Source organism: Rhizobium sp. BK538, from assembly GCF_014197575.1.
GTDB lineage: Bacteria > Pseudomonadota > Alphaproteobacteria > Rhizobiales > Rhizobiaceae > Rhizobium.
In genome coordinates, this window is record NZ_JACIFT010000009.1 from 108,716 (window position 1) to 133,333 (window position 24,618).

The 24,618-nt window shown below is 61.7% G+C and carries 29 protein-coding genes and 5 pseudogenes; 15 read left to right on the forward strand and 19 right to left on the reverse strand.

The genetic code is table 11. The features are described 5' to 3' along the window. Window positions 1–62: 62 nt before the first annotated feature. Complete coding sequence (locus tag FHX09_RS29455; RefSeq protein WP_210301546.1) at window positions 63–233, reverse strand: hypothetical protein; 171 nt, start codon at window positions 231–233, stop codon at window positions 63–65. A 352-nt stretch (window positions 234–585) separates the two neighbouring features. Between FHX09_RS29455 and FHX09_RS13085 the strand changes: the two are divergent. From FHX09_RS13085 to FHX09_RS13095, 3 genes and pseudogenes are all read left to right on the forward strand, one after another. Next, window positions 586–753, forward strand: a pseudogene (locus tag FHX09_RS13085) (HAD hydrolase family protein); the annotation flags it as partial. Window positions 754–788: 35 nt separating this feature from the next. Continuing rightward, a complete protein-coding gene (locus FHX09_RS13090) occupies window positions 789–1,190 on the forward strand; it encodes an EF-hand domain-containing protein (RefSeq protein WP_132591379.1) in 402 nt (133 codons plus the stop codon). 96 nt (window positions 1,191–1,286) lie between these two features. Next, on the forward strand, window positions 1,287–1,655 hold the full coding sequence (locus FHX09_RS13095; RefSeq protein ID WP_183719593.1) for a hypothetical protein: 369 nt from the start codon (window positions 1,287–1,289) through the stop codon (window positions 1,653–1,655). Window positions 1,656–1,689: 34 nt separating this feature from the next. Here the strand turns inward: FHX09_RS13095 and FHX09_RS13100 are convergent, their stop codons facing one another. The 7 genes from FHX09_RS13100 to FHX09_RS13130 form a co-directional block, all read right to left on the reverse strand. Beyond that, entirely contained in the window at window positions 1,690–2,151 is a 462-nt protein-coding gene (locus FHX09_RS13100) for a DUF411 domain-containing protein (RefSeq protein ID WP_184450137.1), read from the reverse strand. A gap of 56 nt (window positions 2,152–2,207) precedes the next feature. Continuing rightward, window positions 2,208–2,495, reverse strand: a complete 288-nt coding sequence (locus FHX09_RS13105) for a copper-binding protein (protein WP_132591385.1) — start codon at window positions 2,493–2,495, stop codon at window positions 2,208–2,210. A gap of 25 nt (window positions 2,496–2,520) precedes the next feature. Then, the gene (locus tag FHX09_RS13110) at window positions 2,521–3,000 is read right to left on the reverse strand and encodes a plastocyanin/azurin family copper-binding protein (RefSeq protein ID WP_183719591.1); all 480 of its coding nucleotides are present in this window, start codon (window positions 2,998–3,000) and stop codon (window positions 2,521–2,523) included. A gap of 35 nt (window positions 3,001–3,035) precedes the next feature. Continuing rightward, the gene (locus FHX09_RS13115) at window positions 3,036–4,382 is read right to left on the reverse strand and encodes a copper oxidase (protein ID WP_132591387.1); all 1,347 of its coding nucleotides are present in this window, start codon (window positions 4,380–4,382) and stop codon (window positions 3,036–3,038) included. A gap of 14 nt (window positions 4,383–4,396) precedes the next feature. After that, the gene (locus FHX09_RS13120; RefSeq protein WP_132591389.1) at window positions 4,397–5,860 is read right to left on the reverse strand and encodes a TolC family protein; all 1,464 of its coding nucleotides are present in this window, start codon (window positions 5,858–5,860) and stop codon (window positions 4,397–4,399) included. Next, window positions 5,857–6,084 carry a hypothetical protein gene (locus tag FHX09_RS13125; RefSeq protein ID WP_007787990.1) on the reverse strand — a complete coding sequence of 76 codons (228 nt, stop codon included), beginning with the start codon at window positions 6,082–6,084 and terminating at the stop codon, window positions 5,857–5,859. Before FHX09_RS13125 ends, FHX09_RS13120 begins: the two co-directional genes overlap by 4 nt. Before the next feature lie 92 nt (window positions 6,085–6,176). Next, complete coding sequence (locus tag FHX09_RS13130; protein WP_132591391.1) at window positions 6,177–6,575, reverse strand: hypothetical protein; 399 nt, start codon at window positions 6,573–6,575, stop codon at window positions 6,177–6,179. Window positions 6,576–6,734: 159 nt separating this feature from the next. Between FHX09_RS13130 and FHX09_RS13135 the strand changes: the two genes are divergently transcribed. Further along, entirely contained in the window at window positions 6,735–7,175 is a 441-nt protein-coding gene (locus tag FHX09_RS13135) for a YqaA family protein (RefSeq protein WP_132591393.1), read from the forward strand. Here FHX09_RS13135 and FHX09_RS13140 read toward each other — a convergent pair. Next, on the reverse strand, window positions 7,158–7,661 hold the full coding sequence (locus tag FHX09_RS13140) for a cytochrome b/b6 domain-containing protein (protein ID WP_132591395.1): 504 nt from the start codon (window positions 7,659–7,661) through the stop codon (window positions 7,158–7,160). The genes FHX09_RS13135 and FHX09_RS13140 overlap by 18 nt on opposite strands. A gap of 67 nt (window positions 7,662–7,728) precedes the next feature. Between FHX09_RS13140 and FHX09_RS29835 the strand changes: the two are divergent. Continuing rightward, a pseudogene (locus FHX09_RS29835) lies at window positions 7,729–7,818 on the forward strand (four-helix bundle copper-binding protein); the annotation flags it as partial. Between the two features lie 106 nt (window positions 7,819–7,924). Continuing rightward, window positions 7,925–8,479 (forward strand): cytochrome c, encoded by a 555-nt coding sequence (locus FHX09_RS13150; protein WP_132591397.1) that lies wholly within the window; start codon window positions 7,925–7,927, stop codon window positions 8,477–8,479. A 411-nt stretch (window positions 8,480–8,890) separates the two neighbouring features. Here the strand turns inward: FHX09_RS13150 and FHX09_RS13155 are convergent, their stop codons facing one another. After that, complete coding sequence (locus FHX09_RS13155; protein ID WP_007788011.1) at window positions 8,891–9,100, reverse strand: cold-shock protein; 210 nt, start codon at window positions 9,098–9,100, stop codon at window positions 8,891–8,893. A gap of 103 nt (window positions 9,101–9,203) precedes the next feature. Between FHX09_RS13155 and FHX09_RS13160 the strand changes: the two genes are divergently transcribed. From FHX09_RS13160 to FHX09_RS13170, 3 genes are all read left to right on the forward strand, one after another. Then, window positions 9,204–9,605 (forward strand): hypothetical protein, encoded by a 402-nt coding sequence (locus FHX09_RS13160; RefSeq protein ID WP_132591399.1) that lies wholly within the window; start codon window positions 9,204–9,206, stop codon window positions 9,603–9,605. 37 nt (window positions 9,606–9,642) lie between these two features. Further along, window positions 9,643–10,719, forward strand: coding sequence for a murein L,D-transpeptidase family protein (locus FHX09_RS13165; RefSeq protein WP_246699434.1), 1,077 nt, complete (start codon window positions 9,643–9,645; stop codon window positions 10,717–10,719). A 62-nt stretch (window positions 10,720–10,781) separates the two neighbouring features. Beyond that, window positions 10,782–11,114, forward strand: a complete 333-nt coding sequence (locus FHX09_RS13170) for a hypothetical protein (protein WP_132591435.1) — start codon at window positions 10,782–10,784, stop codon at window positions 11,112–11,114. Window positions 11,115–11,449: 335 nt separating this feature from the next. Here the strand turns inward: FHX09_RS13170 and FHX09_RS13175 are convergent, their stop codons facing one another. From FHX09_RS13175 to FHX09_RS13190, 4 genes are all read right to left on the reverse strand, one after another. Next, the gene (locus FHX09_RS13175) at window positions 11,450–14,626 is read right to left on the reverse strand and encodes a CusA/CzcA family heavy metal efflux RND transporter (protein WP_184450139.1); all 3,177 of its coding nucleotides are present in this window, start codon (window positions 14,624–14,626) and stop codon (window positions 11,450–11,452) included. Next, the gene (locus FHX09_RS13180; protein ID WP_210301547.1) at window positions 14,623–16,050 is read right to left on the reverse strand and encodes an efflux RND transporter periplasmic adaptor subunit; all 1,428 of its coding nucleotides are present in this window, start codon (window positions 16,048–16,050) and stop codon (window positions 14,623–14,625) included. Before FHX09_RS13180 ends, FHX09_RS13175 begins: the two co-directional genes overlap by 4 nt. Beyond that, on the reverse strand, window positions 16,047–16,451 hold the full coding sequence (locus FHX09_RS13185) for a FixH family protein (RefSeq protein WP_244423699.1): 405 nt from the start codon (window positions 16,449–16,451) through the stop codon (window positions 16,047–16,049). Before FHX09_RS13185 ends, FHX09_RS13180 begins: the two co-directional genes overlap by 4 nt. 129 nt (window positions 16,452–16,580) lie before the next feature. Further along, complete coding sequence (locus tag FHX09_RS13190) at window positions 16,581–16,964, reverse strand: hypothetical protein (protein ID WP_132591405.1); 384 nt, start codon at window positions 16,962–16,964, stop codon at window positions 16,581–16,583. A 599-nt stretch (window positions 16,965–17,563) separates the two neighbouring features. Here FHX09_RS13190 and FHX09_RS13195 point away from each other — a divergent pair. From FHX09_RS13195 to FHX09_RS13210, 4 genes are all read left to right on the forward strand, one after another. Beyond that, window positions 17,564–17,773, forward strand: a complete 210-nt coding sequence (locus FHX09_RS13195) for a cold-shock protein (protein ID WP_007788021.1) — start codon at window positions 17,564–17,566, stop codon at window positions 17,771–17,773. A gap of 173 nt (window positions 17,774–17,946) precedes the next feature. Then, a complete protein-coding gene (locus tag FHX09_RS13200; RefSeq protein ID WP_132591407.1) occupies window positions 17,947–18,327 on the forward strand; it encodes a DUF6481 family protein in 381 nt (126 codons plus the stop codon). Between the two features lie 68 nt (window positions 18,328–18,395). Next, a complete protein-coding gene (locus FHX09_RS13205; protein ID WP_184450141.1) occupies window positions 18,396–19,496 on the forward strand; it encodes a fatty acid desaturase in 1,101 nt (366 codons plus the stop codon). Then, the gene (locus tag FHX09_RS13210) at window positions 19,493–19,822 is read left to right on the forward strand and encodes a hypothetical protein (RefSeq protein WP_184450143.1); all 330 of its coding nucleotides are present in this window, start codon (window positions 19,493–19,495) and stop codon (window positions 19,820–19,822) included. Before FHX09_RS13205 ends, FHX09_RS13210 begins: the two co-directional genes overlap by 4 nt. A 65-nt stretch (window positions 19,823–19,887) precedes the next feature. Here the strand turns inward: FHX09_RS13210 and FHX09_RS29840 are convergent. Then, window positions 19,888–20,114, reverse strand: a pseudogene (locus tag FHX09_RS29840) (DUF6088 family protein); the annotation flags it as partial. Between FHX09_RS29840 and FHX09_RS29845 the strand changes: the two are divergent. Next, window positions 20,101–20,347, forward strand: a pseudogene (locus tag FHX09_RS29845) (hypothetical protein); the annotation flags it as partial. The pseudogenes FHX09_RS29840 and FHX09_RS29845 sit on opposite strands and share 14 nt — an antisense overlap. Window positions 20,348–20,489: 142 nt before the next feature. Here FHX09_RS29845 and FHX09_RS13215 read toward each other — a convergent pair. Both FHX09_RS13215 and FHX09_RS13220 read right to left on the reverse strand, forming a co-directional pair. Continuing rightward, entirely contained in the window at window positions 20,490–22,346 is a 1,857-nt protein-coding gene (locus FHX09_RS13215) for a mechanosensitive ion channel family protein (RefSeq protein ID WP_132591413.1), read from the reverse strand. A 446-nt stretch (window positions 22,347–22,792) separates the two neighbouring features. Then, window positions 22,793–23,077, reverse strand: coding sequence for a hypothetical protein (locus FHX09_RS13220; RefSeq protein WP_183719637.1), 285 nt, complete (start codon window positions 23,075–23,077; stop codon window positions 22,793–22,795). A 95-nt stretch (window positions 23,078–23,172) separates the two neighbouring features. Between FHX09_RS13220 and FHX09_RS13225 the strand changes: the two genes are divergently transcribed. Next, window positions 23,173–24,144 (forward strand): 3'-5' exonuclease, encoded by a 972-nt coding sequence (locus FHX09_RS13225; RefSeq protein WP_165933127.1) that lies wholly within the window; start codon window positions 23,173–23,175, stop codon window positions 24,142–24,144. 117 nt (window positions 24,145–24,261) lie between these two features. Here FHX09_RS13225 and FHX09_RS30480 read toward each other — a convergent pair. Together FHX09_RS30480 and FHX09_RS13235 are read right to left on the reverse strand one after the other, a co-directional pair. Then, window positions 24,262–24,339 (reverse strand): annotated as a pseudogene (locus FHX09_RS30480) (NAD(P)-dependent oxidoreductase); the annotation flags it as partial. Window positions 24,340–24,376: 37 nt separating this feature from the next. After that, entirely contained in the window at window positions 24,377–24,616 is a 240-nt protein-coding gene (locus tag FHX09_RS13235; RefSeq protein ID WP_245505497.1) for a hypothetical protein, read from the reverse strand. Between the last annotated feature and the right edge of the window lie 2 nt (window positions 24,617–24,618).

The following is a 24,618-nucleotide window of genomic DNA, read 5'->3' on the forward strand; positions in this document are numbered from 1 at the left end:
AAAACACTCGACGACGTGCGGGAACGTCCGCATCCATCGCGCTTAGTAAAGCCACGTTATGGTCAACGAACTCTTAATAGTTGGAGCTCCGCTCGGCGAATTGAGGATTGCGCGGGCCATCCGAGGAAGGCCAGGCTGACAGCAAGCGGCTCCGGCCGCGCACCTTCATGCAGCAGCCCGGCGATGTTTTCGCATTCTTGATTTAAATCAAAGAAGCATGCGGGCAGGCTCATTGTTCGCTCGTCAAGGTGGCTGCATATGCAGCCGGCGGAGGGTCGTTCAATGGCGAACACAATCTTGCATGTCCAGTCCGAGACATCCCCGGCGACGCCTGCTCATGTTTCGGTCCCAGTGCTTGACGGGCTTCGATCTTCGAAGCCTGGCGCCGGGCCTCCTTCAAAGCGTCATCTTCGGCGCCTATGCAGGAGCATCGATCGCCGCGATCTTCAATTTCATCAGCCGGTGTTTCGGCTGAGCAGGGGAGCGGAGCGCGCGCACATAGCCGCCGACCGCCGCAGGTTCGCATGGATGAACGCAGGGCTGGCCTTCCTGGTCGCACTCGCGCTTGTGCTTGCGCCCGCGGCAGGCCGCGTCGTCGCGATGGCCGGCGACGGGGTCAACGACGCCCCGGCGCTCGCCGCCGCCGACGTCGGTACCGCCATGGGCACGGGAACCGACGAGGCGATCGAGAGCGCGGGTGTCACGCTGCTGAAGGGCGACCTTCAGGGCATCGCCAGGGCGCGCAAGCTCACGCAGGTGGAAGAAGACCACGCAAGAGGAGAACGGACATGACGATGACAAGATTGCCAAAGGCGGCCGTGCTGGCCGCGCTGATCGCGGCCGGCGGAACTGGTCTCACGCTTGCGCAGACGGATGCCGACCCGCATCATCCTGCGACGCCGGCACAGGCAACCCCGCCGTCCGACGCGGACGATGGAACGACGGGGCAGGGCCCGGGAGCCATGCCCGGTCGAACCGGCATGATGTCCGGCATGATGGGCGGCAGACCGATGATGGCGATGCACGGACACATGATGAAGATTATGTTCGCGGTCGCCGACGCCGACGGGGACGGCGCGCTGTCCTTCGAGGAGGTGACGGCGATCCATAAGCGGATATTCGACAGCGTGGACGCGAACAAGGACGGCAAGGTCACGACCGAGGAAATTCACGCGTTCATGCGGCCTTAGCGGAGCCGGCGGATCCGTTTTCGCAGGTTCTGTGAATAGTCGCGTAGCCTCCGCTGATATGATAGGATCGAAGTGCATCATCCACGGGAGGGGGAGATGCGTCGCGTCCTTCTGTCCCTGATCCTTTGCGCGCAGTCCGCATCGATGTCGGCGGCGTCCGGGCTTGCCGTCTTCCACACCGCTTCTCTTAGCGGCAGCCGGTCGGTCAGCCTCAGTCTGGCGAAGGGCGGTCCCTCCCGCGATCCGGCCTTCGATTACGACGTCGTCATCACGCTGTCGGAATTCGACGGTGGCGGGGCTGTACTCTATCGGGACGGAGGAAGGCACAAGGCGAGCGTGCGCTGCCTTTCGCCCGCCATGGTACGGATCAATTCCGCCGACTATGCGATCGACGTTTCGGCGCGGCCGGGAACTGACTGGAAGCATGATCTCTGGGCTGCGCTCTGCACCGCTCAGGTGTCCTGAACGGCCGTACGGCATGGTTTGATCGATCGAGGCGTCAGCCCTTTCGGGGGCGGACCTCCATGAACACGTATGGCGATTCGGTCCCTGACGGAATAGCATAGACGTCATAGGGCGCCTGCGGGTCGTCGCCCATTCCCAACGAACCAGGCGGCATCCCCGGTACGGCCAGCCCTCGGACTGGCGGCCGCTCCCGCAGCAGCCGCTGGACGGCCTCGAGCGGCACATGTCCCTCGAGGTAGTATTCCTCGACAACGGCGGTGTGGCAGCCCTCCAAGTCGGCAGGCACGCCCAGCCGCGCCTTGGCCGCGGCAAGGTTGTCGGTGTCGCGGGCGTCGACGGAAAATCCTGCCGCGGCCATTGCCTTCGACCATTCATGACAGCAGCCGCAGTTCGGATCCCTGTAGACCGTCATCTTCGCCGGCGCGGCGGCGAGGGCCCCTCCGCCGAGGAACGCCAGGGCGGATGCCGCCATTGCGATGAAGCTTCTCCTGTGCATCGTCTCAACTCCTCGATGTCCTGCCGCCCGGTTGGATCCGGGCGGCAGGAGTCTCGCTATTTTACTTCGGTGACGGTCAGCTTGCCATTCACGCGTTCGGCAACGAACTCGATGCTTGAGCCTTCCTTCAGCTTTTGGAGCAGAGCCGGGTCCTCGACGCGGAAGACCATCGTCATCGCAGGCATGTCGAGGTTCTTCAGGTCTTCATGCTTGATGGTGACCTTCCTTGCCTTGGCGTCGACCTTGTTGACGACGCCCTTGGTGAATTCCTGGGCGAACGCACCGAATGCCGCGCTGGCACAAAGCAGGGTGGCTACGCCGATTTTGATCATTGCGGATTTCATCTTCGTGACTCCTTTTATTTGAGGATTACTTCCCAGCGACGGTGACATCGCCGTGCATGCCGGCTTCGTAGTGGCCGGGGATCAGGCAGGCGAACTTGAATGCGCCGTCGGTGGTGAACTTCCAGACGATCTCGCCGGATTGGCCGGCAGGTAGGCGAATCGAGTTTGGATCGTCATGTTCCATCTCGGGAAACTTCTCCATGACCGCCTTGTGCTCGAGAATCTTGTCTTCCTGATCGAGCACGAACTCGTGGTCGACGGTGCCGGCATTCTTGATCGCGATCTTGACCGTCTGCCCCTTGCGGACGTTGAGGACGGGCGGAGTGAATACCATCTTGCCGTCGTCGGTTTCCTTCATCGTGACGCGGATCGTCTGTGTCGCCTTGGCCTTGTCGCCAGGCTCGCCGACTGCCATTTTCTCACCGTGGCCGCCAGCGTGATTGCCGGAAGCGAGTGCTGGGGTTGCGAGAGCGACGAGCGCCAGTGCCAGTACATAGTTCCTCATGCGTAGATCCTTTTTTGAATATTTGAGATTGAGCCTCAGCCGTTTGTCGGCTTTGGCGTGATTTGCGTTTTCGCGTCTTTGGCCTTGGTCGCGTCCGGCAGCTCGCCGGTCCACTCCCAGGCCTGCGTTCCGGGCGGGTTTTCGTACCAGCCGGGATCTGAGTAATCGTCCGCCGAGATGCCCTCGCGGACCTTCACGACCGAGAACATGCCGCCCATCTCGATCGGGCCGTGCGGCCCCCAGCCGGTCATCATGGGCACGGTGTTCTCGGGGATGGGCATTTCCATTTCGCCCATGTCGGCCATGCCCTTGGTGCCCATGGGCATGTATTCCGGCTGCAGCTTCTTGATCTTCTCGGCGACCTTCGACTTGTCCGCGCCGATGAAGGTCGGGATGTCGTGACCCATCGCGTTCATCGTGTGGTGCGACTTGTGGCAGTGGATCGCCCAGTCGCCGAGGTATTTGGCGTCGAACTCGTAGGCGCGCATTGCGCCGACCGGGATGTCGATGCTCACCTCGGGCCACCGCGCTTCCGGCCGCACCCAGCCGCCGTCGGTACATGTCACTTCGAAGTCGTAGCCATGCATGTGGATTGGATGGTTCGTCATCGTCAGGTTCCCGACGCGGACCCGCACCCTGTCGTTCTTGGAAACGACGAGGGGGCTGATGTCCGGAAACACGCGGCTGTTCCAGCACCACATGTTGAAGTCGGTCATCTCCATGATCCGAGGCACGTAGGAGCCGGGATCGATGTCATAGGCGTTGAGCAGGAAGACGAAGTCGCGGTCGACCGGCATGAACTTCGGGTCTTTGGGATGGACGACGAAGAAGCCCATCATGCCCATGGCCATCTGCACCATCTCGTCGGAATGCGGGTGGTACATGAAGGTGCCGGACTTCACGAGGTCGAACTCGTAGACATAGGTCTTGCCGACCGGAATGTGCGGCTGCGTCAGCCCGCCGACGCCGTCCATGCCCGACGGCACGAGCATGCCGTGCCAGTGGATCGTCGTGTGCTCCGGGAGCTTGTTGGTGACGAAGATGCGGACGCGGTCGCCTTCGACTGCCTCGATCGTTGGACCCGGAGACTGGCCGTTGTAGCCCCAGAGATAGGCTGTCATGCCGTCGGCCATCTCGCGCTCGACTGGTTCAGCGAGCAGATGAAACTCCTTGACGCCGTTGTTCATCCGGTGGGGCAGGGTCCAGCCGTTGAGGGTGACGACCGGCTGGTAGTCCGGACCCGAGGTCGGGTGGAGCGGCGGCTGCATGTCGGCCGATTCCATTGTCGGGGCGTCGGGCAGGCCCATCGCCTGCGTCTTCGTCCAGGCTCCCGCCGCCAGCAGGGCCGCGCTCGCACCGAACAGTTGTCGTCTGTTGAACATGGTGGGTTCCTTTCTCAATGGCCGCCGCCGCTGCTTTCGGAAGCAGCGACGACCTCGGGCTCTGCCGACGCGTTCGTCGCGCCGCCGCCGTAGATCGCAGGCGCGAGGTTGGCATCGGCCAGCCAGAAGTCGCGCTTGGCGTTGACGGAGAGCAGGAGGGAGTTGATCTTTTCGCGGGTGTCGGTCAGCAGCTCGAAGGTGTTGGTGATCATGCCGTTGTAGGTCAGCAGGGACTCCTCCTCGACCTTGGTGCGCAGCGGCACGACGCTGTTGCGGTAGTGCCGCGCGATGTCGTAGTTCGAGCGGTACGCCTCGTACGCGGAGCGTGCTTCCGAGCGGACGTTGACGGCCTTCTCTGCGAGCTGGTTGGCCGCGCGCATGTATGCCACCTCGGCCTTGCGCATGCGGGCCTTGCCGGTGTCAAAGATCGGGATGGCGAACTCCAGCTCGACCTGGGCGGTCGTCCTCGTCTTTCTCTCGTCGTCCTCGATTTCCCGTTCCGTTTCGAAGCCCGTCAAGATCTCGAGGTCAGTGACATAGCGGGTCGCTTCAGTCAGACCGTACGACCTGGCGGTGGCTTCGAGTTCGAGCTTCGCCACCTGGAGGTCTATCCGGTTTCGGAGTGCTTCGGCCTCGATGGTGTCGCGTCTGACGACGGACCTGGGTAACGGCGGCAGGCTGTTTGGAACCTGGTAGTCCAGGTCGGTGCCCCAAAGGCCCATGAGCCGCGTCAGTTCCTCCTTGGTGAGTCGTGCCGCCAGGCGGGCCTTGGCGGTTTCTCCGGCAAGTTCGGCGACGAACACATGTTCGCGTGCCTGGGCGCCCTTGGTCATCGCGCCGGTCTCGCCCAGCTTCTCCGCGAGCTCGGAAGCGGCGTCGGCCGCCGCCTGGGCGCGCTGGAGCTGCCCGACGTTCTCCCAGGCCGCCGCCGCTCCGATCCAAGCACGTCGCGTGTCGGCGGCGACCTGGAGCGTTCTTACGGCCGCGCTCAACTGCGCCTGCCGGAAACGGGTGTCGGCGATCGCTATGTCCCGGTTCCTCGTCGCGAGCGCCAGGATGTTCGTCGTGATCATCCCCTCGATGGTCTTGAACGCCCCCAGTTCCGGCGTCCCCATGCCCGTCGTGCCGATGGAGACGGTCGGATTGATGAACATCGTCGACTGCCAGGCATCGGCCGCGCTATCGCCGAGATCGGCGTAGGCCGCCTGAAGGCCCCTGTTGTTGAGCAGGGCGATCTGGACGGCCGTCTCGACGTCGAGGGTCTTCTTTCGAGCGAGCAGGCTTCTGACCTGCGCGGCGGCCGACCGGGCCTGGTTCTGGTTCTGGATCCAGACGGTCTCTTTCGCCGTGACAGTGGTGGTCTTGTTTGAGACGGAGGTGAAGCCCGCCTCCTTGCTGGAATACTCGGCGCCTGTGACGCAGCCGCTCAGCACCAGCGGGAATGCCAGTGCCACCATGGTTCTTCTAGGGTCGATCATGGGGCGTCTCCATTGGCTGGAGACTGCAGGTCGTTCTGTCTGCGCCATGGCTTGGGATCGACGGGCTGCCTGGCGACATAGCCCGCAATCGGTGAGCGGTATGCGGCCGGGCGCGCGAACGGCTGTTCGACTGCAGCGGAGGATGCCACCACGTCGGGAGGCAGCGTGGATGCGCAGCCGCCGATGACAAGCGGCAGCCCCACCACGAAAAGCGAGGGTTTCATTATGTAATTTCCGAATAAGAGATAGCCTACGGGCGCTCGCCTAAGCAAAGGCAGGCGACCGACTGGACCCGATCAAGCGGGTGCGTCTCTATTCAGATATTCGGGGGACGGTGGAGGGGCGGCAGTTCGCCCACGGTCGTCCGGTCGTCGACGAACTGCCGGATCGACGTCACGACCGGTCCGCCGACGTCGGGGCCTTCACAAATGATGCCAAGCCCGCCGCAGAAATCCTTGCAGCATTCCTGCTTGACAAGCTTCGAAGCGCTATCGCCATCATCAGATACGTCGCCAAGCGAGTGGTCGTGATGGGCCGCTTCCGTCATGTCGTGAGCCTCGCGGGAGGGTGACACGTCCGCGACGACGGCTTTCAGATCGGGGAATGAAGAGCCGTGCATCGCGGCGTTGGCATTCGACAGCGAGTACCCCGCCAGTGATACGATGATCACCAGCCGCATCATCACGAGCAGCCTGCTCACTGTGATTCGGTACATCTTGCCCATTCCCAACGAGCTACATGCAAAGCAGCGCGATTTCAATTAGGACCTATGTCTCGTCGATGTTCGAGTCCTTTATGTGGCGCGAACATCACGTTGTGCACAGCTAGGGCTTCCAACGGTAGTAAGGTCAATAGGGGCTGTTCCTTTCTGACAATGATCGATCTCGCATCCTACCTCGGCCTTTTCATCGCAGCGTTGGACGCGGCCACGATATTGCCGATGCAGTCGGAGCCCGTACTGGTCGGTCTTCTTCTCACGGGCAAGTTCTCCGTCCCGGTTCTGCTCGCCGTCGCCAGTGTCGGAAACACGCTTGGAAGCATCGTCAATTGGTTCCTCGGCCGCGGCGTCGAAAGGTTTCGGGACCGGCGCTGGTTTCCGGTCGGGGAGGACGTGCTCGAACGTTCGTCCCGCTGGTACAGGAAATACGGGAAATGGACGCTGCTCTTGTCCTGGATGCCGGTGTTTGGAGACGCTCTCACGGTTGTCGCCGGAGTGCTCAGGGAGCCGCTGCTTCCGTTCACGATCCTCGTGTTCGTGGCCAAGACGGGCCGCTACGTCGTGTTGACGCTGGCCACTTTAGAGTTCTTGGGCTGACCGCTTTCGGCGCGGGAACACCATCCGATCGACCGCCTCGTCACGGGCGACTAGCGTGTGCCAGGCCGCCGCGGTGAGATGCAGCGCGACCATCGCCAGGATGATCCTCGACCCCACGACGTGGTACGGCGCGATCCCGAACCAGAGGTAGCTTGCGACGAACCCCATGCAGGCCTGTCCGATGATTGCTGCGTAGAAGGCGTGATGAAGCGCCGTGGCGGCCCGCCCGGTCCATGAGCCGGGCGCGTCGGTCTCGGGCGGCTGAAGTATGCGAAGACCCAGCCGTATGCCCATCAGCAGGCCGATCGCCATGCCCGCGTAGTTGTGGAGGTGGTGCTGGACGACGTCCCAGTACGACGGCGTCATGCCCATGTGGACGGCGTGGTGGGTTCTCTCGATGCTGCCGCCCGTCAGGTACTGGACCGGCACCAGGAGGGCGACCAGCCAGTGAAGTCCTATCTGGGCCAGCGAATAGCCGCCTTTCATCGATCCTCTCCGAGCGAGAGGCGCAGACTAACCGGCAGCGGTTAACGCTTCCTCATCGGCAAGTCGCGCCGACGAGTACGAGCGGATCGGCGACATGCAGAGCTGCGTCGACGCCTGCCACCACTGCGCCGACAGCTGCCGCAAGATGGCGGCTTGATCGGGGAGGGCGCTCGCCCTCTTCCTGCCCAGATGAGAGCGGATATCCGGTGAAGCAACGGATACCCGTCGCAAGTGGCATGGGGCCGATCCGGAACGCAGCTTTTATGAGACAGACTACTTACCTGAACAGGTTCGGACTGCTCTCCGTCGTGGGAGCGGCCCTGATGACGGCTGTCCCGTCGCCTGCCGCCGAGGACGTCGTCGCCCTTCGGCAGGCGGACATGAAGGCCATGGCCGCGGCCGCGAAGACGATCTCGGGCATGTTCAAGGATCCGGCGATCTACAAGGCCGCCGAGTTCAGGTGGGCGGCCGACACCATCCGCGACAGGTCGGGGGTCGTTCTCTCGGGACATTTTGCGTCCGAGACCGCAAGCCCGCAGTCGAAGGCCAGGCCGAGCATCCTCGAAGAGCGCGACCGGTTCGACCGCATTGCGAACGACCTGCGCGACTACGCTGTCGCGCTCGACGCCGCGGCGGAGAAAAACCCCGGACCGATGCCCGCCGGCATGCGCATGAAGCCTGGGGAGGCCATGGGCGGCGGCCCACTCGGCACCCACGTACGCAACGAGCAGGAGCTGTCGGCGATGCCGGCGGAACATGCGTTCCACCTCATGCTCCAGACCTGCACGACCTGCCACGCCAGGTTCAGGATGGACTGAGGACGAGGATTCGAGTGAGGCTGCGCCTTGATCGCGAGGTCTGGCAACAGTCAGATCTGCCTGAAACTGGAGGGATATCCGGCAGTCGCGATGGCCGCGTTTATTGCTGACGGGTCAAGCTTGGTCTGTGCAGTCTTCGCACCAAGGTCGATGACGGCGGAACCATCTCGTCGTTTCTAGCCATCGAAGAGCGCGTGTAGCGCGTTCGCTGCGAGAAAGGCGACGACGACCGACGCAATCATTGCGACCCGACGTGGCCCTTTCCTAGGCACGGAACCGCACCCCTCGCTTCGTGCGGAGACGATGCTCTCGAACAAGAGCGATATTGGCACGGGCGCGCTTCTTTTTGCCGGCCGTGGTGGCCCGCGAAAGACGTCGGCCGTTCGAACATGCTGGTCGACGGCCGTTCGCCTAAAGGACCTTGAGGTTTTCAGCAGAAGACTTTCCTGACCGCCGGTCCTGAACGATCTCGTAGCTGACCTTCTGGCCTTCCTTCAATCCGGACAGACCCGAACGCTGAACAGCCGATATATGGACGAATGCGTCGGTCGATCCGTCGTCCGGTTGGATGAAGCCGAAACCCTTGTCCTGATTGAACCACTTTACTGTACCGGTAGCCAAAATCCGATCCTCACGTGTAACACTCCAGCGGACAGACATTGGAAGACGGTTGGCGTGTTGGCAAGCCGCAAGCCATGGGATAGCCGACGGGCAGGATGAACAAATGGGCCTTCTCGTTGACCGGAAACGCGAACTTCACCATGATGACGCCGCTGAAGCAGGAATGCTCCTGCTCAAGAACGAGTCGATGCGCCTACTGATCAACGTCCTTGTCGCGACCATGATGCTGCTGGGTTCGCTTGCCGCACCCTGCGTAGCTGCACCTGTCGATCGTGCCCACGCAGACCCGGTTGTCGTCAGTGTCGAGGCGACCTCCGACGGACACCATCGCGGCGACGGCCGATCTGTTTCGGGGGCACACTGCCAGCAGGACGGCATCGTCGCACAAGCTCCAGAAAACCTTCATTCGCAGCCCGACGCCGTAGTGTTTGGCGTCATCGCTTCCGTTGCATTTGCGGGCGCTCTCGAGCCTGTCGAGCAGCGTCCCCCCATCGCTTCCGTCTGATCTCCGTTCGCTCGAATTCCAGACCAAAGGGAAGGGCATGACCTTGCGCATGTCGATGTTTGCAATCCACGTCAGTGGCTTATCTTCGTTGTTGAATGTCTTTTATCAAATAGACTGGGGGCGGCGACGTCTTCGCGGGGTAGCGCTTGCGGCCGTGGCCGTGGTCCTGAGCGGCTGCGTACAGTCGCTCGACGATCTCGGCGTGGCTTCGCACGATATACCGCCGAAGCTGCTGGCCAGCATGCGGGCAAAAGGCATGAAGCCGGAAAGTCCGATCCTTGTCCGCATCTTCAAGATGGAAAGCGAACTGGAGGTCTGGAAAGTCGATGGCAGCGGCAGCTATGCCTTGCTCAAGACCTATCCGATGTGTCGCTGGTCCGGCAAGCTCGGCCCTAAGACGAAGACCGGGGACCGACAGGCGCCAGAGGGGTTCTACAGCGTCTCCACGGGAGGCCTCAATCCGAAATCGCAGTTCTATCTTTCTTTCAATCTCGGCTACCCGAACCGATTGGAGACTGCCCTTGGTTATTCCGGCGAAGCACTGATGGTGCACGGCGCCTGCTCGTCGTCGGGTTGCTTTGCGCTGACCGATCAGGGGGTCGGCGAAATCTACGCCGTGGTCGAGACGGCCCTGAAGCGTGGACAGCAGGCGTTCCAGGTCCAGGCCTATCCGTTTCGCATGACGCCGCAGAACCTGGCCGCACATCGCGACGACTTGAATTTCGCCTTCTGGAGGAACCTCAAGGAAGGCTACGACATCTTTGAGGTTCGGCGACACGAACCCAGGGTCGCCGCATGCGGCAGGAAGTACGTCTTCGACGCCGAATTCAAGGACGGCGATCCTGGCGATCCGCTTGCGGCATGTCCGGAGCGCATTGATCAATCCGATCCGGCGGTCGTAGCCAAATCATCCGCCGACGATCGGAAATACCAGGAACTTGCCGCCAAGAGCTTCACGCCGCTCGCATATCAGGATGGAGGCATGCACCCGAGCTTCCGTGCGCTTCTCAAGCAAAACGGCGACGTCAAGCTCGCGAAGAAGGTCTCCGTCATCAAGTATCCGATCAGCCGCCCGGTGGCGGCGCTGGCTAATCCTTTCGACGGAAGGGAGTGACGTGTCCTGTCGGGATCGTGGGCGCTGCCATGTTCCGCGACGCATATGAAAGCGAGGACGCCATGCGAATGATACTTGCGGCGATCGGGATGGCGGTCGCCACCGTGGCCCACGCCCATCATGCGCCGTCGGGCTTCACCTACGAGCCTTATTGCTGCAATGGAGACGGTGACAGCGGGGATTGCCAGAGGATTTCGTCGAAGACCGTCCGCCCACGCAAGGAAGGATACGAAGTGACGCTGCTGCCTGGCGACCATCGGTTGGCGACGCGCAGACACGTCTTCCTGATCCCACAGGCGCAGACAAGGGAGTCGCCGGACGGCGCCTACCACCTCTGCCTGTTTCCCAACGAAGACACGGTGCGATGCTTCTATGCGCCGCCACTGGGATTCTAGGGAGGAGGACTTCAAACCAAGGACGCGAAATGGCGGCCCGCTCGCGGCGGGTGGTGTCTGCGCCATCCGTATCGGGTCATTCCCTGCGGCTTGTGCACCGACAGTGCCGTCGTCACGAAATACGACGAGGCCTGCGGCATGGACGACGAACGAGGGCCGAAGATCGAGAAGGTCGCTGTTCGACATGGCCGACTCGAGCGACGCAACGGCGACGTAGACTATTCCCTTCATCCGCAGCAGCAGGACCACCGCGACAAGGAGAGTCGCGATCACCACAAGTCCGAGGATGCCCGCGAGCCCCATGCTCACATAATGTCGGCCATCATGGCCTCCGTTCATTCCGCTGCCTCGAGGCTACGCTCGTCGTCTTCCGTGTCGGACCGCAAGATCGCATACGCCGTCGCAGGAAGTCGCCATCCCTTGACCATGCCGTAGACTGCCGGAATGACGACCAGCGTCAGCAGCGTCGACGACACCATCCCGCCGATCATCGGCACGGCGATGCGCTGCATGATCTCCGATCCCGTGCCGGTCCTCCAGAGGATGGGAACGAGGCCGGCCATGATGGCGACGACGGTCATCATCTTCGGCCTGACGCGCTCGACCGCGCCGACCATGATCGCTCTGTTGAGGTCCAGCCTCGAGAAGGAACGACCTTCCTTTTCACAGGCTTCGCGCTGTTCCTTCAAGGCGTGGTCGAGGTAGATCAGCATGATCACACCCGTCTCGGCCGCCACACCCGCAAGGGCGATGAAGCCGACGGCGACCGCCACGGACGCATTGAAACCCATCCACCACATCAGCCATATGCCGCCGACCAGCGCGAAGGGCAGGGACAGCATGACGATCATCGTCTCGGTCAGCGCCTTGAAGTTCAGGTAGAGCAGCAGGAAGATCAGCGCCAGCGTCAGGGGGACGACGATGGCGAGCCGCGCCTCGGCCCGTTCGAGATATTCGAACTGGCCGCTCCAGGCGACGGAATAGCCGGGCGGCATCCTCACCGATTTGGCGACTGCCTGCTGGGCTTCGGCGACGTAACCGCCGAGATCGCGGTTGGCGATGTCGACGTAGATGTAGACCGCAAGCTGGCCGTTCTCGGTACGGATGGTCGTCGCCCCTCGGGTGAGCTTGACGTCGGCCACCTCGCCGAGAGGAACGGTTCCGCCGCCAGGGAGAGATACTTGCACGTCCCTGGCGATTGACTGCGGATCGCTTCGCGACGCCCGTGGATACCGTATTGCCACGCCATATCGCTCGCGGCCCTCGACGGTCGATGTCACGACCTCCGAGCCGAGCGCCATGCCGACGACATCCTGGACATCGTTAATGGTCAGTCCGTAGCGGCCCAGCGCGACGCGATCGGGAACGATGTCGAGGTAGTAACCGCCGATCACCCGCTCTGCATAGGCGCTCGACGTGCCGGGGATCGTCTTCAGAACCGCCTCGATCTGGCGGGCGATCGTCTCCATCTCGCCGAGGTCAGTGCCATAGACCTTGACGCCCACGGGCGTCCTGATCCCGGTCGACAGCATGTCGATGCGTGCCCGGATCGGCATGGTCCAGGCGTTGGAGACGCCGGGGAACTGCAGGGCCGCGTCCATCTCCTGCTTCAGGCTGTCGATCGTCACGCCCGGCCGCCATTCCGACTTCGGCTTGAGCGTGATGATCGTTTCGAACATTTCCGTCGGGGCCGGATCGGTGGCGGTCAGGGCACGCCCAGCCTTGCCGAAGACGCTTTGCACCTCGGGGAAGGACTTGATGATGCGGTCCTGCGTCTGCATCAGTTCCGCCGCCTTGGTGACGGAGATGCCGGGCAGGGTCGTCGGCATGTACATCAGCGTGCCCTCGTCGAGATTGGGCATGAACTCGCTGCCGATGTGCTGTGCGGGCCAGACGGTCGCCGCCAGGATGGTGACGGCGGCCAGGATCGTCAAAGTCTTCACCTTCAGCACGCCGGAGATGACCGGGCGGTAGACCCAGATCAGAAAACGGTTCACCGGGTTCTTCCGTTCAGGGACGATATGCCCACGGACGAACAGCACCATCAGTGCCGGCACCAGCGTCACCGATAGCAGCGCGGCCGCCGCCATCGAGAAGGTCTTTGTGAAGGCGAGCGGACCGAACAAGCGTCCCTCCTGCGATTCCAGCGTGAAGATCGGCAGGAAGGATACGGTGATGATCAGCAGGCTGAAGAACAGCGCCGGACCGACCTCGCTCGCCGCCTCGACAAGAATGTCGATCCTCGGCTTGTCCGGTGGCGCCCGTTCCAGATGCTTGTGGGCGTTCTCGATCATGACGATCGCCGCGTCGATCATCGCGCCGATGGCGATGGCGATACCGCCGAGGCTCATGATGTTCGCGCCAAGACCGAGCAGCCGCATCGCGATGAAGGCGATCAGGATGCCGACCGGCAGCATGATGATGGCGACGAGCGCGCTGCGGACATGTAGCAGGAACGCGATGGTTACCAGCGCGACGACGATGGATTCTTCCACCAGCGTGCCCTTCAGCGTCTCTATAGCAGCCTCGATCAAGGTCGAGCGGTCGTAGACGGGAACGATCTCGGTCCCTGCCGGAAGGCTGCTCTGGATGGAATCGAGGCTCTTCTTGGCATTGTCGATGACGGTCAGCGCATTGGCCCCGAACCGCTGCAGCACGATGCCGCTCGCGACTTCGCCTTCGCCGTTCAGTTCGGTGATGCCGCGCCGTTCGTCCGGAACGAGTTCCACCTTGGCAACGTCACTGAGCTTGAGCGGAACGCCGTTCTGGCTCTTTAGAACGATGCTCTCGATGTCGGGGATACCCTTGAGGTAGCCGCGCCCGCGCACCATGAACTCGAACTCGGACAGCTCGACCGTACGGCCGCCGACGTCGGTGTTGCTGGCGCGGACCGCGTTGGCGACGTCACTGAGCGACACGCCCTGCGCCTTGAGGCGGGCCGGATCGACGACGATGGAATATTGTTTGACGAAGCCGCCGACGCTGGCGACTTCCGAGACGCCTTCGGACTTGGAAACGGCGAAGCGCACCACCCAGTCCTGCACCGATCGCAGTTCGGCGAGCGACAGCTCCTTGGCGATGACGGCATACTGGTAGACCCAGCCGACGCCCGTCGCGTCGGGGCCGAGCGTCGGCGTGACGCCCTGGGGAAGGCGGCTTTGCGCGGCGTTCAAATATTCGAGCACGCGGCTGCGCGCCCAGTAGGGATCGGTGCCGTCGTCGAAGATCACATAGACGAAGGAGACGCCGAAGAAGGAGAAACCGCGCACGACCTTTGATTTCGGCACCGTCAGCATCGACGTCGTCAGCGGATAGGTCACCTGGTCCTCGACCACCTGCGGGGCCTGGCCGGGATATTCGGTATAGACAATGACCTGCACGTCGGAGAGATCGGGAATGGCGTCCAGGGGAAGGGACCGCAGAGCATAGACGCCGCCGGCGACGGCGAGCGCGGCGCCAACGAAAATCAGCACGAGATTATGGGCGGACCAGGAGATCAAACGGGAGATCATGGTTTGGCCCCCTCGGTCATGGCGCTGAGCGCCGAGTTCAGGTTGCTTTCCGCGTCGAGCAGGAAGTTAGCGGACACGACGACCTTGTCGCCGGCGGCGACGCCCTTGGTGATCTCCGTGCTGTCCTCGCCCCGGACGCCGAGCACGACGTCTTTCGGCTCGAACTTTCCGTCGCCCTTGTCGATGAAGACGATCTTGCGGTCACCCGTGTCGACGACAGCGCTATTGGGGACGGCGACGACCGGGTTGGGAGCACCGGCCTCGATCGCGACGTCTGCATACATGTTGGCGAGCAGTGTGCCGTCCGGATTGGGGAGCTCGATGCGGACCTTCGTCGTCCGCGTCTGCGTCTCGACCTCCGGATAGACAAGATTGACGGTACCCTTGAACGTCCTGCTTGGAAGGCTCCGGACGGTGACGTCGGCCTGCGCGCCGATCCGGACGGAGGCGAGGTCGTATTCCGGGACGTTGGCGATCACCCAGACGTTGGAGATGTCGGCGATGCGGAACAGCACGTCGCCGGGCTTGGCCATCATGCCCGTCGTCGCCGTGCGCTCGAGCACGATGCCGTCGCGCGGGGCGGTGTAGGTCATGCTCGCCGGCACCTGACGGGTGTGGGCTATGCTATCGACGACTTCCTGCGGGACGCCGAGGTTCTTCAGCCGCAATGCCGAGCCGGCGTCGTCGTCTCCGCGTCCACCGGTCCTGCCGGCGGCGTATTCCGAGGCGGCGGTGGCGATCTCCCTCGAATAGAAGCGGAAGAGTCTCTCTCCCTTGCCAATGTGGTCGCCCGCCGTGACGTTGGCGACGTCGTCGATAAAGGAGTCCGTGCGCATCGAGATGATGCTGACGAGGCGCTCGTCGAGCGCCACGGTGCCCGGCACGCGAACCTTGCGGCCGATGCTGGCCATCTCGGCGGTCGCCGTCTTCACGCCCGTGCGCTGCAGCTTGCCGAGCGAGACCTTGACCGTGGAAGCGTCGGACTGCTCACCCTCGTAGACAGGAATGTAGTCCATGCCCATCGAATCCTTCTTCGGCACCTTCGACGTGTCCGGCAAACCCATCGGGTTGCGATAGTAGAGGATGGGTCGTTTCGACGGCTCGGCGTCCGTGGCTGCGGTAGCGGCGGGCGCCTTCGCCTTGTCGTCGAAGCTGACGTCCTCGCTCGCGTGCACGGCGACGAACGGTCGTCCGTCGTCGATGTTCTTCGGCGTCGCCGAGAACTGCGGCAAGCCGTCCGGATGGCGGTAGTAGATGACCACTCCAGTCGGGGAGGGTGTGGGAGCGGCGGGCGTTGCGAGCGCCGTCTCGGCCAGGTCGAAGCCGAGAACGGATGCCAGGTTGTTCGTGCCAGCCCAATAGCCTCCCGCGCCGAGCAATACGGCGAGGCAGAGCGTGGCTGCCACACGCGATGGCGTGTTCAAGGCGCTGCCTTGAGGACGACTTCGCCCTCGACGGTGTCCGGCTCGCCCTGGATCTTGGCGGCGAGCTTGAAGCGCCAGCCGCCCGCCATGGTGAAGTCGGACTTGAAGGCGTAGACGCCGGGTTCCGTCGAGCTGGCCGCTTCGACTGGAGTCGTCATCGTCTCCATGCCCTCGGGGGCCATGTCCATGCGGGTGGTGAAGATGACGGCGTCGGGAACCGGCTTGCCCGTCCGCTTGTCGACCAGGCGGACGGAGACCAGCGATCCCTGGCCCTGCTTGACGTCGGTCGAAACCGGCTGGAACTCGTAGTCCTGCGCGGCTGCGAAGGACACGGTGGCGGAGCCGACGACCAGAGCGCCGGCGAGGAGCATCGCTCCTGCTGAAAAGGAAGTCTTGTTCATGATTCCGATCTCATCGGGACGGATCTCTTTGATCGCGTCCTCGGGTCAAAATTGATGGCCGTCGGATTCCAACGAACGTATTCGTGCGTCCGGTGTGAGCCGCAGGCGTGCTTCAAGAATGGATTGAGATCAGGCTTTCGGAGGTCGGGCCGGCGGCTCGACAAGGGCCGGCGTCAGTTGCGACGCGGGAATCAGATTGTAGCGGTGGGACTGCCAGGAGACGGCGAACGACCAGCCGTGGCCGCCCGGGGCGTGGGCGAAGATCGAGGTCGTGCACACCAGTGACAGCGGGCAGCCCTTGGCGCAGTCCGGCTTGACGGGCTGCTTTTCCGGGCAGCAGGGCATCTCCGCCGCCATCTTCATGCCGGGCATGGTGCTGGACATATCCTCCATCGCCGCCGCACCCGAAGACGCCATGGCGCTGCTGGCCAGTCCAATGCTCGCAGGGCCGACGACGACGGCGAACATGGCGACAAGCAGAAACAGGTGATGGAGGACCTTGTGGAGATTCATGTGTCGGATATTGGCATGACGATTCCGGGAATGGAAGGCGGGTTCACGGAGATGTGTTTTGAGATCGCCGCGGCGGCGGGCCGCGCATCAATGAGAATTCAGACCGTGCTCCGCTCGCAGCATCTGCTGATAAGAGAGCGGCGCGTCACGCGACCGGGCGCTTCGTCAGAGGCTATTCGATGACAACGTTCTCGCAAACGCAGTTAGCTGTGTTGGACACGATCATGGATGGAGGCGAGGCGAACTTTTGGCAAGGCTACAACGAAGTTCTTTCGATCATCGAAGGCGAAAGCCTGACGAAAGCGGAGTATGCAGCGCGGATCGGTCAGAGGCTTTCGAGTTACCGTGCTCACCGGCCGAAGACAAACAGGGCGGCATGTATCCGCAAGATACGCAACCAAAAATAGAATAGTGGCAAACTGCATAACAAGAAGTTGACGAGACGTCGATGACGCTATATCAAGAACCATCGATACTTTGTTTGCCGATATTGTTTTTGCAGCGCTCTGCGCCTCTTGATCAACTTTCCCTCTCAAAAGTCGAAACCACCGCCGTGCGTCGCACGGTGGTCGATCAGTCGTGCAATGAAAGGGTTTGTTATGACCACTGGCACAGTAAAATGGTTCAACGCCACCAAGGGCTTCGGCTTCATTCAGCCCGATGATGGCAGCGCCGATGTGTTCGTTCACATCTCCGCCGTCGAGCGCGCCGGGATGACATCGATCGTCGAAGGCCAGAAGCTCGGCTTCCAGCTGGAGCAGGATCGCAAGTCGGGCAAGATGTCCGCAGGCCAGCTCCAAGCCGCTTGAAGCTTGAGCCTCCCATGACCAAGGATGTCCTGGCATGCGGCAATAGCATTGAAAGGCCAGGCGAATGTCTGGCCTTTTTCCGTTAGGCGGTTGAGCGATCCAGGTGCTTCGGACGGGCTGTACGGTTTCAAATCGCCTCCACCGCAACCTCCGAAATTCGATAGGACGATTTATTGAGAACTCCGAACGACAACAGCTTCGCCGAGCGCCGCAAGACTGCACAAGAGGCCAGACTTAAGCTTTTGACGAAATTTGCATCCGCGCCGAAGCCTACCGATCCTGCTATGCAGGAACGTCTGGCGGCGCGCGAGGCTGCCGCTGTTGCAAGAACGGCCCGCCGCGCTGAGCGCGACGCGCTGAAAGCAGCCGAAAACGAGCGCGTACTGGCAGAAACCAACGCTTTGGCTGCTGCCGCAGAGGTTCATGAAAGGGCCGAAGCCGAAGCCCGGCAGGCCGAAGTCAACAATCGCACCGCGTGTGTCGTAGCGGATGAGGCCGCGCGCAAGGCCGAGCGCGATCGCCGCTATGCTGCTCGCAAGGCGCGTCAGGGCTAACAAGCATGCGACCGCCTCGAAGCGTGGATCCAACCCGCTTCCTTGCTGCTGGAAAGAGATTCCAACCAATGAACGCCCACGCCCATCGACCGGAAGCGGCCATCGAAGACACCGCCGGTGCGTGGTTGAAGATCCTTGCAAAATACCGACAGCCACGATTGAGCCGCAGCGCGTTCGAACTACTTGTGACGGTTGGCCCATTTGTCGCGCTTTGGGCCTTGACCTACGTATCCCTGATCCAGGAGTTCTGGCCGGGGTTGATCCTCGTCGTCCCGGCAGCCGGCTTTCTGCTCAGGCTATTCATGATCCAGCACGATTGCGGACACGGATCGTTCTTCGCACGGCGGCGACTCGATACATGGATCGGGCGCACGCTCGGGGTCTTGACCCTCACACCTTATGATTACTGGCGACGGGCTCATTCCCTGCATCACGCGTCCGCCGGCAATCTGGATGAGCGTGGCATCGGCGACATCACCACCCTCACCGTCGAAGAGTATCGGACGCGTTCCTGGTCGGGGCGCCTTGCTTATCGACTTTATCGGCATCCGCTGGTGATGTTCGGCATCGGACCAGCCTGGCTCTTTCTATGCAAACAGCGGCTGCCTTTCGGGATGATGCGCTCCGGTGCCATGCCGTGGGTTTCAACCATGAGCACCAATCTGGCGGTCGCAGTCCTGGCTGCCTCGATGATATGGGCCGTGGGGTTTGTTCCCTTCATTCTGATCCATCTGCCTGTCGTCCTTCTCGCGGGTGCCGCAGGCGTCTGGCTATTTTATGTCCAGCACCAGTTCGAGGAAACTCATTGGTCGAAGACCGAAGAATGGCAATTTCCACAGGCAGCCCTCCACGGTGCGTCTCATTACGACCTGCCTGTCGTGCTGCGCTGGCTGAGCGGCAATATTGGCGTTCACCACATTCACCACCTCTCGAGCAGAATTCCCTACTATCGACTGCCGGACGTGTTGCGCGAACATCCGGAGTTGGCAGGGATCGGCCGCATCACCCTGTGGCAGAGCCTTGGCTGTGTGCGATTGGCGCTTTGGGATGAGCGCATTGGCAAGCTCGTTTCCTTCCGGGAAGCAGCGTCAGCGAACATAGTCCAACAACCTTCCGGCGACTTCAAAACGGCGTCACAAGAAATCATTAACGCTAGGATCGAACATTGATTACGACTGCAAAGACAACGACCAACACAGCCGCTTTGGACGTGACGCTGACGCCGACCCAGATCAGAGGCCTGAAGCTTGCTAAAGATGGCAACCTCTATCTTCAGGAGGGCGGGAAGTGGACACATTTCGATGCCGCGGTAACTTATGCGAAAACAGATCGCTTCAAGGAGCGGCCGATCAAGGTGAAATCGCTGACCACAGCAACATTGGAAGAGTTGACAGACCGTGGCCTTCTGCAAGCCCTCAATCTCGAGGTTGCACCGGGACAGTCTGCGCGCGGCATTACGATGGCCGGCAAGATGTGGCTGCTGAAGCACAAATAACGCCGTCCGCGATACGCAGCTGGAATTTGGCAAGAGCTTTCCGCCGTCGAAAGCATCGACCCCGCGGCTGTTGTCGGGCCCAAATCGTTGGCAGCTGTCATTCCGTCGACCAGGACCCGCTGCTTATCGCGCCGGGCAATAGCATCGATGAATGAGCCTCGCGGCGGAAAGGCCATCTTGCCCGTCAGTCGGCTCGTGTTTGGCTTGTCGTAGAGGCCGCGGTGGGGCGACGAATGTCACCGCGCTTGGCGAGTCGCTGGAGGGCCTTTTCGACAGCGTTGGGCGTTCCGATATCGAGAAAATCGGCGCGCGATCAGGCATGTCGGCGCCATCTCGATGAGAGCGGGAAGACCTGCCAGGAGAAAAAGGTTGTATCTCACCCGGAGGATTTGATCGCCATCCTGAGTGATCCCGCGTTCAGCTTGGAACGGGTGGGCCTGGAAGCCTCAATGGCTGTTCGAAGGACTGGCAAATGCCGGTCTGCCGGTATTCTGTATCGAGACGCGCCACACGAAGGCGACGATCGATATTCCCAGCCGGTTCCGCCATTCGCGGGCGGTGGGAGCCGTAGTGGGACTCAACCAGTCCGGCGAAAGCAAACGGATCGGTCATGTCCGCCTATTCGGGGATCGACTGAAATGCGATATTTGGTCTAAGACTAGATTGGCTAACCGGATTCCCCCGGACCGGCATCGGCCGTCATTGGTTTCGGCACGGCTTTGATACCGTTCTCCCTGAATGCGTTTTGCACCGCCATCAAGGCTGCGCGGCGGATCATCGACTGTTTGCCCGGTTTTGCTGTGAACGATGCCTTGATGATCAGCGTCCCGTCCTCAACGTCGCCGATGCCTTTGCTCTTGAAGGTTTCGATGAGGTCTGGGGCAAGCTCCGGGTCGGCGGCAATGTCCTGTCCGATCTTTTTGAAGAGCCTGCGGACCAATTCGACGTCGGTCTCGAATGCAACGCGAAAACTAAACTTTTCGATCGCCCAATCACGGCTGAAATTCTGAATCTTGCCGATCTGGCCGTAGGGCACCGTCGCTATTGAGCCACGTGAGTTGCGCAGCGATACGGACCGTATCGAAATCTTCTCCACGGTCCCCTTGGCACCCGACGTTTCGATATATTCGCCGAATCGGAAGGCATCGTCGATCAGGAAGAAAAGGCCGGATACGACATCCTTAACAAGCGTCTGCGAGCCGAAACCGATCGCGAGCCCAAAGACACTCAGGCCAGTGATCAGTGGCCAGACATTGACGCCTTGCGACACCAGGATCGAAAGCAGCGCCACTGCAAGGATGCTCGATTTTCCGACGGCGCTGATCAGCGGGACGATCGTGCCTAGCCTTGATCGTGGTACGCCCAGCTCTCCACCACCGGGTGTTGGACTCGCTACGATCGTGGCGCGCGCTGTTACGGTCCCGATCACATTCCAAAGAAACGCCGCCAGAAGCGCAATCAAAGCGATCCCGAACGCGTCGCGCGTGACGCTTCGCAATTCGAAGCCGAGTGCAAGCGCCAACGGCGTCGCCCACAATACTCCCAACATGGAAACTGCGGCAATCAGGATGGCGAAGCGGACTGTCTGCCGCCCGGCCGCGGTAGGGATCGAAACGTCGGGGGCCTGCAACTTACGCCGCGCCCAGTTCCGGATCATCGCATCGAGATGCGGCGTTAGGAGCAGCATGAGGACGGTCACAATCACAGCCGATCCGGGCAGCGGGGCGCCAAGCGTGAGAGCGGTCTGGCTGCTAATAAACGTGATGACGAGAAATCCGATGACGATCGCAGGCCAGAATCGGGAAAGACGACTGCGCCAGTTGCTTCTCGGGCGCGGACCAGCAACCGCAGCGGCCATCGTGCGCTTGTGTCGCCACACCACACCTGCAAGCAGAAGGTAGGACGGGATTGCCATCAAAACTGTCCGGGTCAGATCCCGGAGGCCCGGCCCCGCACCCCAAATCTGCAATGTGGCGACAAGGGCGACCCCGATTGTCGCCCAGCCAATGATGATCGACAGGTCATGGGACAGCGCCAGCATATGAAGGGACCGGTGGCGGAATTCCGGCCGTCGCGATGCCGTCAATATAACTCTCGTCAGATAGAAAACGACAAAAACAACGACCGTCACTACCACCCATAGTCGAAGGGTCCGCAGAGGCGGGCCAGGCGGGGTAAGCAGCCATGCCGCGACAACACCCGCCGCGAGGGCAACGCCCATGGCCGCCGCACGCAAGCCAAATCTTCGCCAACCGGCACTCGCGGGATTCCATATGGTCATTTGCCGGGCCAGCACCAGGAAAGTGCCTGCCGTCAACGTCACCACCAGGACGACGGCAAAGCAAAGGAAGAGCGGCGAAGTCGATGTTGTCGCCATGGAGTTCCGCAAGTTTGCAAACTCACCGGGCAGGTCGAGCACAGCAGAGAACCGTGCGTGCAGCCCCGTCGCAAAACCGTCGGTAACCTTCTCGATGGCCGCTATCGCTGAATTGACGTCCAAATCGACTGCGGTTTCTTCGCTCACGTTCCCTGTCCCTCCCTTGCGGGCCTCCACCCCATGCCGGCCGGGATCGATCCACTATCGTGCCACCGCCGCCCCGCTCTAACCCTCCTGCCGCTTGATGATAGCCACTGGTAACCTCCAGAATTGCTTCTCTTCGGCCGTGTGACGATTGCGCTAACAGGCGAATTGCCCCAACGGCTGGGTCAAATTCAGGGTTGTGGTTGGGACTATACGCCTTTATGTGCTGCCACGCCCGCAACATCTGGTATGGTACGGCAGGACTGGAGGTCCGCCATCGTCTACGCAATGACAGCGTGCCTCGGATTGCCCGGCCGTGCCAGCGCGAAGGCATCGAACTCATTTGCAGCGGAAGCCAAAATGATTGATTGCTGTTTTGATCGGCTACGGCAGGCGTGCCGTCGGTCGGTCGTCGCCGGCAGTTGGAGTGCACAGATTCGAGTCGCTCTTCACGACCCTGTAGGGGAGTCCGCATTGGGCTGCCAATAGCGGACGACGATGTCATCTCGTCCCGCCCAGGGAAAAGCTCGAAAAACGCTTGACCTCAATACGCCGATTGGAGAAGCGTCGCTGATGGCCTTGCCGAGCGCGGCCGCAGTCTCCGCAAGTGCTTCCTCATTCATGTCGCGCGCGGCCATCGCGAGGGCGGCGCCTTCAACCGTCACGATCTCTTGCGCGCGTTGGTTCGTCCACAAGGCAAAGTCGCTGCGGTTGGTGATTTCCACGGTTTCCATCATTTCTCCTGATTTGTTCGAGCGGATGCCTTATAGCGGATCTGGCGGACACTGCAGTCCTGAGAGTCGTCTAACGAATGAACCCGAGATAGCGAATGACGCAGCAGTTCGATCTGTTTGTTTCGCCGGAGGCAACACCGGTGAAGGCGACCGGTTCCCCGGCGATGAAACGCCATTCTCCGGCAGCGTTGAGCGAAGACGACATGGTGCGGCACCTCCAGGAGACGGGCCGGTACCGCATCCTGAAAAAGCTTGAGCCTCGCCCAGTTCCGGCATCCGCGCGACCGGGATTTCCGCTGAGAGGTGTGATCCTCGATACCGAGACTACCGGCCTCAATCATCGCAACGACGAGATCATCGAGATCGGCGCGGTCGCATTCACATTCGACGCGGCTGGAAACATTGGCGATGTTATTGGCGTCTATGGTGGATTGCAGCAGCCGAGCGTTCCGATCCCACCGGAAATCACCCGTCTCACCGGCATCGCTGACGGAATGGTGGCCGGCCAGATGATCGATCTCCAACAATTACGCGCCGTGGTCGAGCCGGCCGATCTCGTCATTGCGCACAACGCCGGCTTCGACCGGCCGTTCTGCGAGGCATTCTCGCCCATTTTCACCGGAAAAGCCTGGGCCTGCTCGGTCGCCGAAGTCGATTGGTCGGCGCGTGGCTTTGAGGGTACCAAGCTCGGCTACCTGATGGGACAAATGGGCTATTTCCACCAAGGCCATCGGGCCGTCGACGACTGCTTTGCCCTGCTCGAAGTCCTCGCGCAGGATGGGGGAGAGCCGGGACGGACACCGTTTGCCGAACTTTATGAGACGAGCCAGCGATCCCGCATTCGCATCTTCGCGGAAAACAGTCCGTTCGACATGAAGGATCACCTCAAGGCGCGTGGCTATCGCTGGTCGGATGGCAGTGACGGCCGCCCGAAGTCATGGTGGATCGAGCTTGCGGAAGACGCCCTCGACGACGAACTCCGCTATCTGCGCTCGGAAATCTATCGGTGGGATGAAGCCGACCCACCGATCAAGCGGCTCACGGCATTCGACCGGTTCAAGGCCTGAGAAGCTATTCGCTGAGCGGACGTCGCGTGCCGTGGCAGAGCAGCGGTGGGTCTAGGCTCTGTCCTTCTTATCGAGGCCTCAATAACCCACGGTAAAACGCTGCTTCACGTGTTGGGGATGCCCACGGTCGGAGAGTTCTTTGAGAATGCGCGAGCCAGCATTGCCGGAGGCGCCGATGAGGGCGATGTTTGCCACTGACCATTCCTTCCTTGTTTAAGTCGGTGGAGGCTACTCAGCCCCACTTCATCTCGCCTTTTGCCACCTTGGCGCCGAGTTCCAACGAACCGGCATCTTTCAGATCCGGATAGCGCCCGGTCATGGCGGCGATCAGCGCTGCGCTGTCCTTGGCCTTGGCCGCTTCCTCATCGAATGCGCGGAGATAGTCGCGAGTGAACTCGACGGTCGCTAGCCCCTGAGGAGCGTCTTCGGCTTGGTGGGCGGGAAGCACGACCTTCGGTTTGCGCGCGGCCATGG

Coding starts and splice junctions, on each gene's coding strand:
- FHX09_RS29455 (WP_210301546.1), bottom strand. CDS start 233: ATGAGCCTGCCCGCATGCTTCTTTGATTTAAATCAAGAATGCGAAAAC.
- FHX09_RS13105 (WP_132591385.1), bottom strand. CDS start 2,495: ATGAAATCCGCAATGATCAAAATCGGCGTAGCCACCCTGCTTTGTGCC.
- FHX09_RS13130 (WP_132591391.1), bottom strand. CDS start 6,575: ATGTACCGAATCACAGTGAGCAGGCTGCTCGTGATGATGCGGCTGGTG.
- FHX09_RS13150 (WP_132591397.1), top strand. CDS start 7,925: ATGAGACAGACTACTTACCTGAACAGGTTCGGACTGCTCTCCGTCGTG.
- FHX09_RS13090 (WP_132591379.1), top strand. CDS start 789: ATGACGATGACAAGATTGCCAAAGGCGGCCGTGCTGGCCGCGCTGATC.
- FHX09_RS13140 (WP_132591395.1), bottom strand. CDS start 7,661: ATGAAAGGCGGCTATTCGCTGGCCCAGATAGGACTTCACTGGCTGGTC.
- FHX09_RS13205 (WP_184450141.1), top strand. CDS start 18,396: ATGAACGCCCACGCCCATCGACCGGAAGCGGCCATCGAAGACACCGCC.
- FHX09_RS13135 (WP_132591393.1), top strand. CDS start 6,735: ATGATCGATCTCGCATCCTACCTCGGCCTTTTCATCGCAGCGTTGGAC.
- FHX09_RS13175 (WP_184450139.1), bottom strand. CDS start 14,626: ATGATCTCCCGTTTGATCTCCTGGTCCGCCCATAATCTCGTGCTGATT.
- FHX09_RS13160 (WP_132591399.1), top strand. CDS start 9,204: ATGGGCCTTCTCGTTGACCGGAAACGCGAACTTCACCATGATGACGCC.
- FHX09_RS13125 (WP_007787990.1), bottom strand. CDS start 6,084: ATGAAACCCTCGCTTTTCGTGGTGGGGCTGCCGCTTGTCATCGGCGGC.
- FHX09_RS13110 (WP_183719591.1), bottom strand. CDS start 3,000: ATGAGGAACTATGTACTGGCACTGGCGCTCGTCGCTCTCGCAACCCCA.
- FHX09_RS13165 (WP_246699434.1), top strand. CDS start 9,643: ATGACCTTGCGCATGTCGATGTTTGCAATCCACGTCAGTGGCTTATCT.
- FHX09_RS13220 (WP_183719637.1), bottom strand. CDS start 23,077: ATGGAAACCGTGGAAATCACCAACCGCAGCGACTTTGCCTTGTGGACG.
- FHX09_RS13235 (WP_245505497.1), bottom strand. CDS start 24,616: ATGGCCGCGCGCAAACCGAAGGTCGTGCTTCCCGCCCACCAAGCCGAA.
- FHX09_RS13185 (WP_244423699.1), bottom strand. CDS start 16,451: ATGAACAAGACTTCCTTTTCAGCAGGAGCGATGCTCCTCGCCGGCGCT.
- FHX09_RS13190 (WP_132591405.1), bottom strand. CDS start 16,964: ATGAATCTCCACAAGGTCCTCCATCACCTGTTTCTGCTTGTCGCCATG.
- FHX09_RS13100 (WP_184450137.1), bottom strand. CDS start 2,151: ATGCACAGGAGAAGCTTCATCGCAATGGCGGCATCCGCCCTGGCGTTC.
- FHX09_RS13115 (WP_132591387.1), bottom strand. CDS start 4,382: ATGTTCAACAGACGACAACTGTTCGGTGCGAGCGCGGCCCTGCTGGCG.
- FHX09_RS13195 (WP_007788021.1), top strand. CDS start 17,564: ATGACCACTGGCACAGTAAAATGGTTCAACGCCACCAAGGGCTTCGGC.
- FHX09_RS13170 (WP_132591435.1), top strand. CDS start 10,782: ATGCGAATGATACTTGCGGCGATCGGGATGGCGGTCGCCACCGTGGCC.
- FHX09_RS13225 (WP_165933127.1), top strand. CDS start 23,173: ATGACGCAGCAGTTCGATCTGTTTGTTTCGCCGGAGGCAACACCGGTG.
- FHX09_RS13095 (WP_183719593.1), top strand. CDS start 1,287: ATGCGTCGCGTCCTTCTGTCCCTGATCCTTTGCGCGCAGTCCGCATCG.
- FHX09_RS13120 (WP_132591389.1), bottom strand. CDS start 5,860: ATGATCGACCCTAGAAGAACCATGGTGGCACTGGCATTCCCGCTGGTG.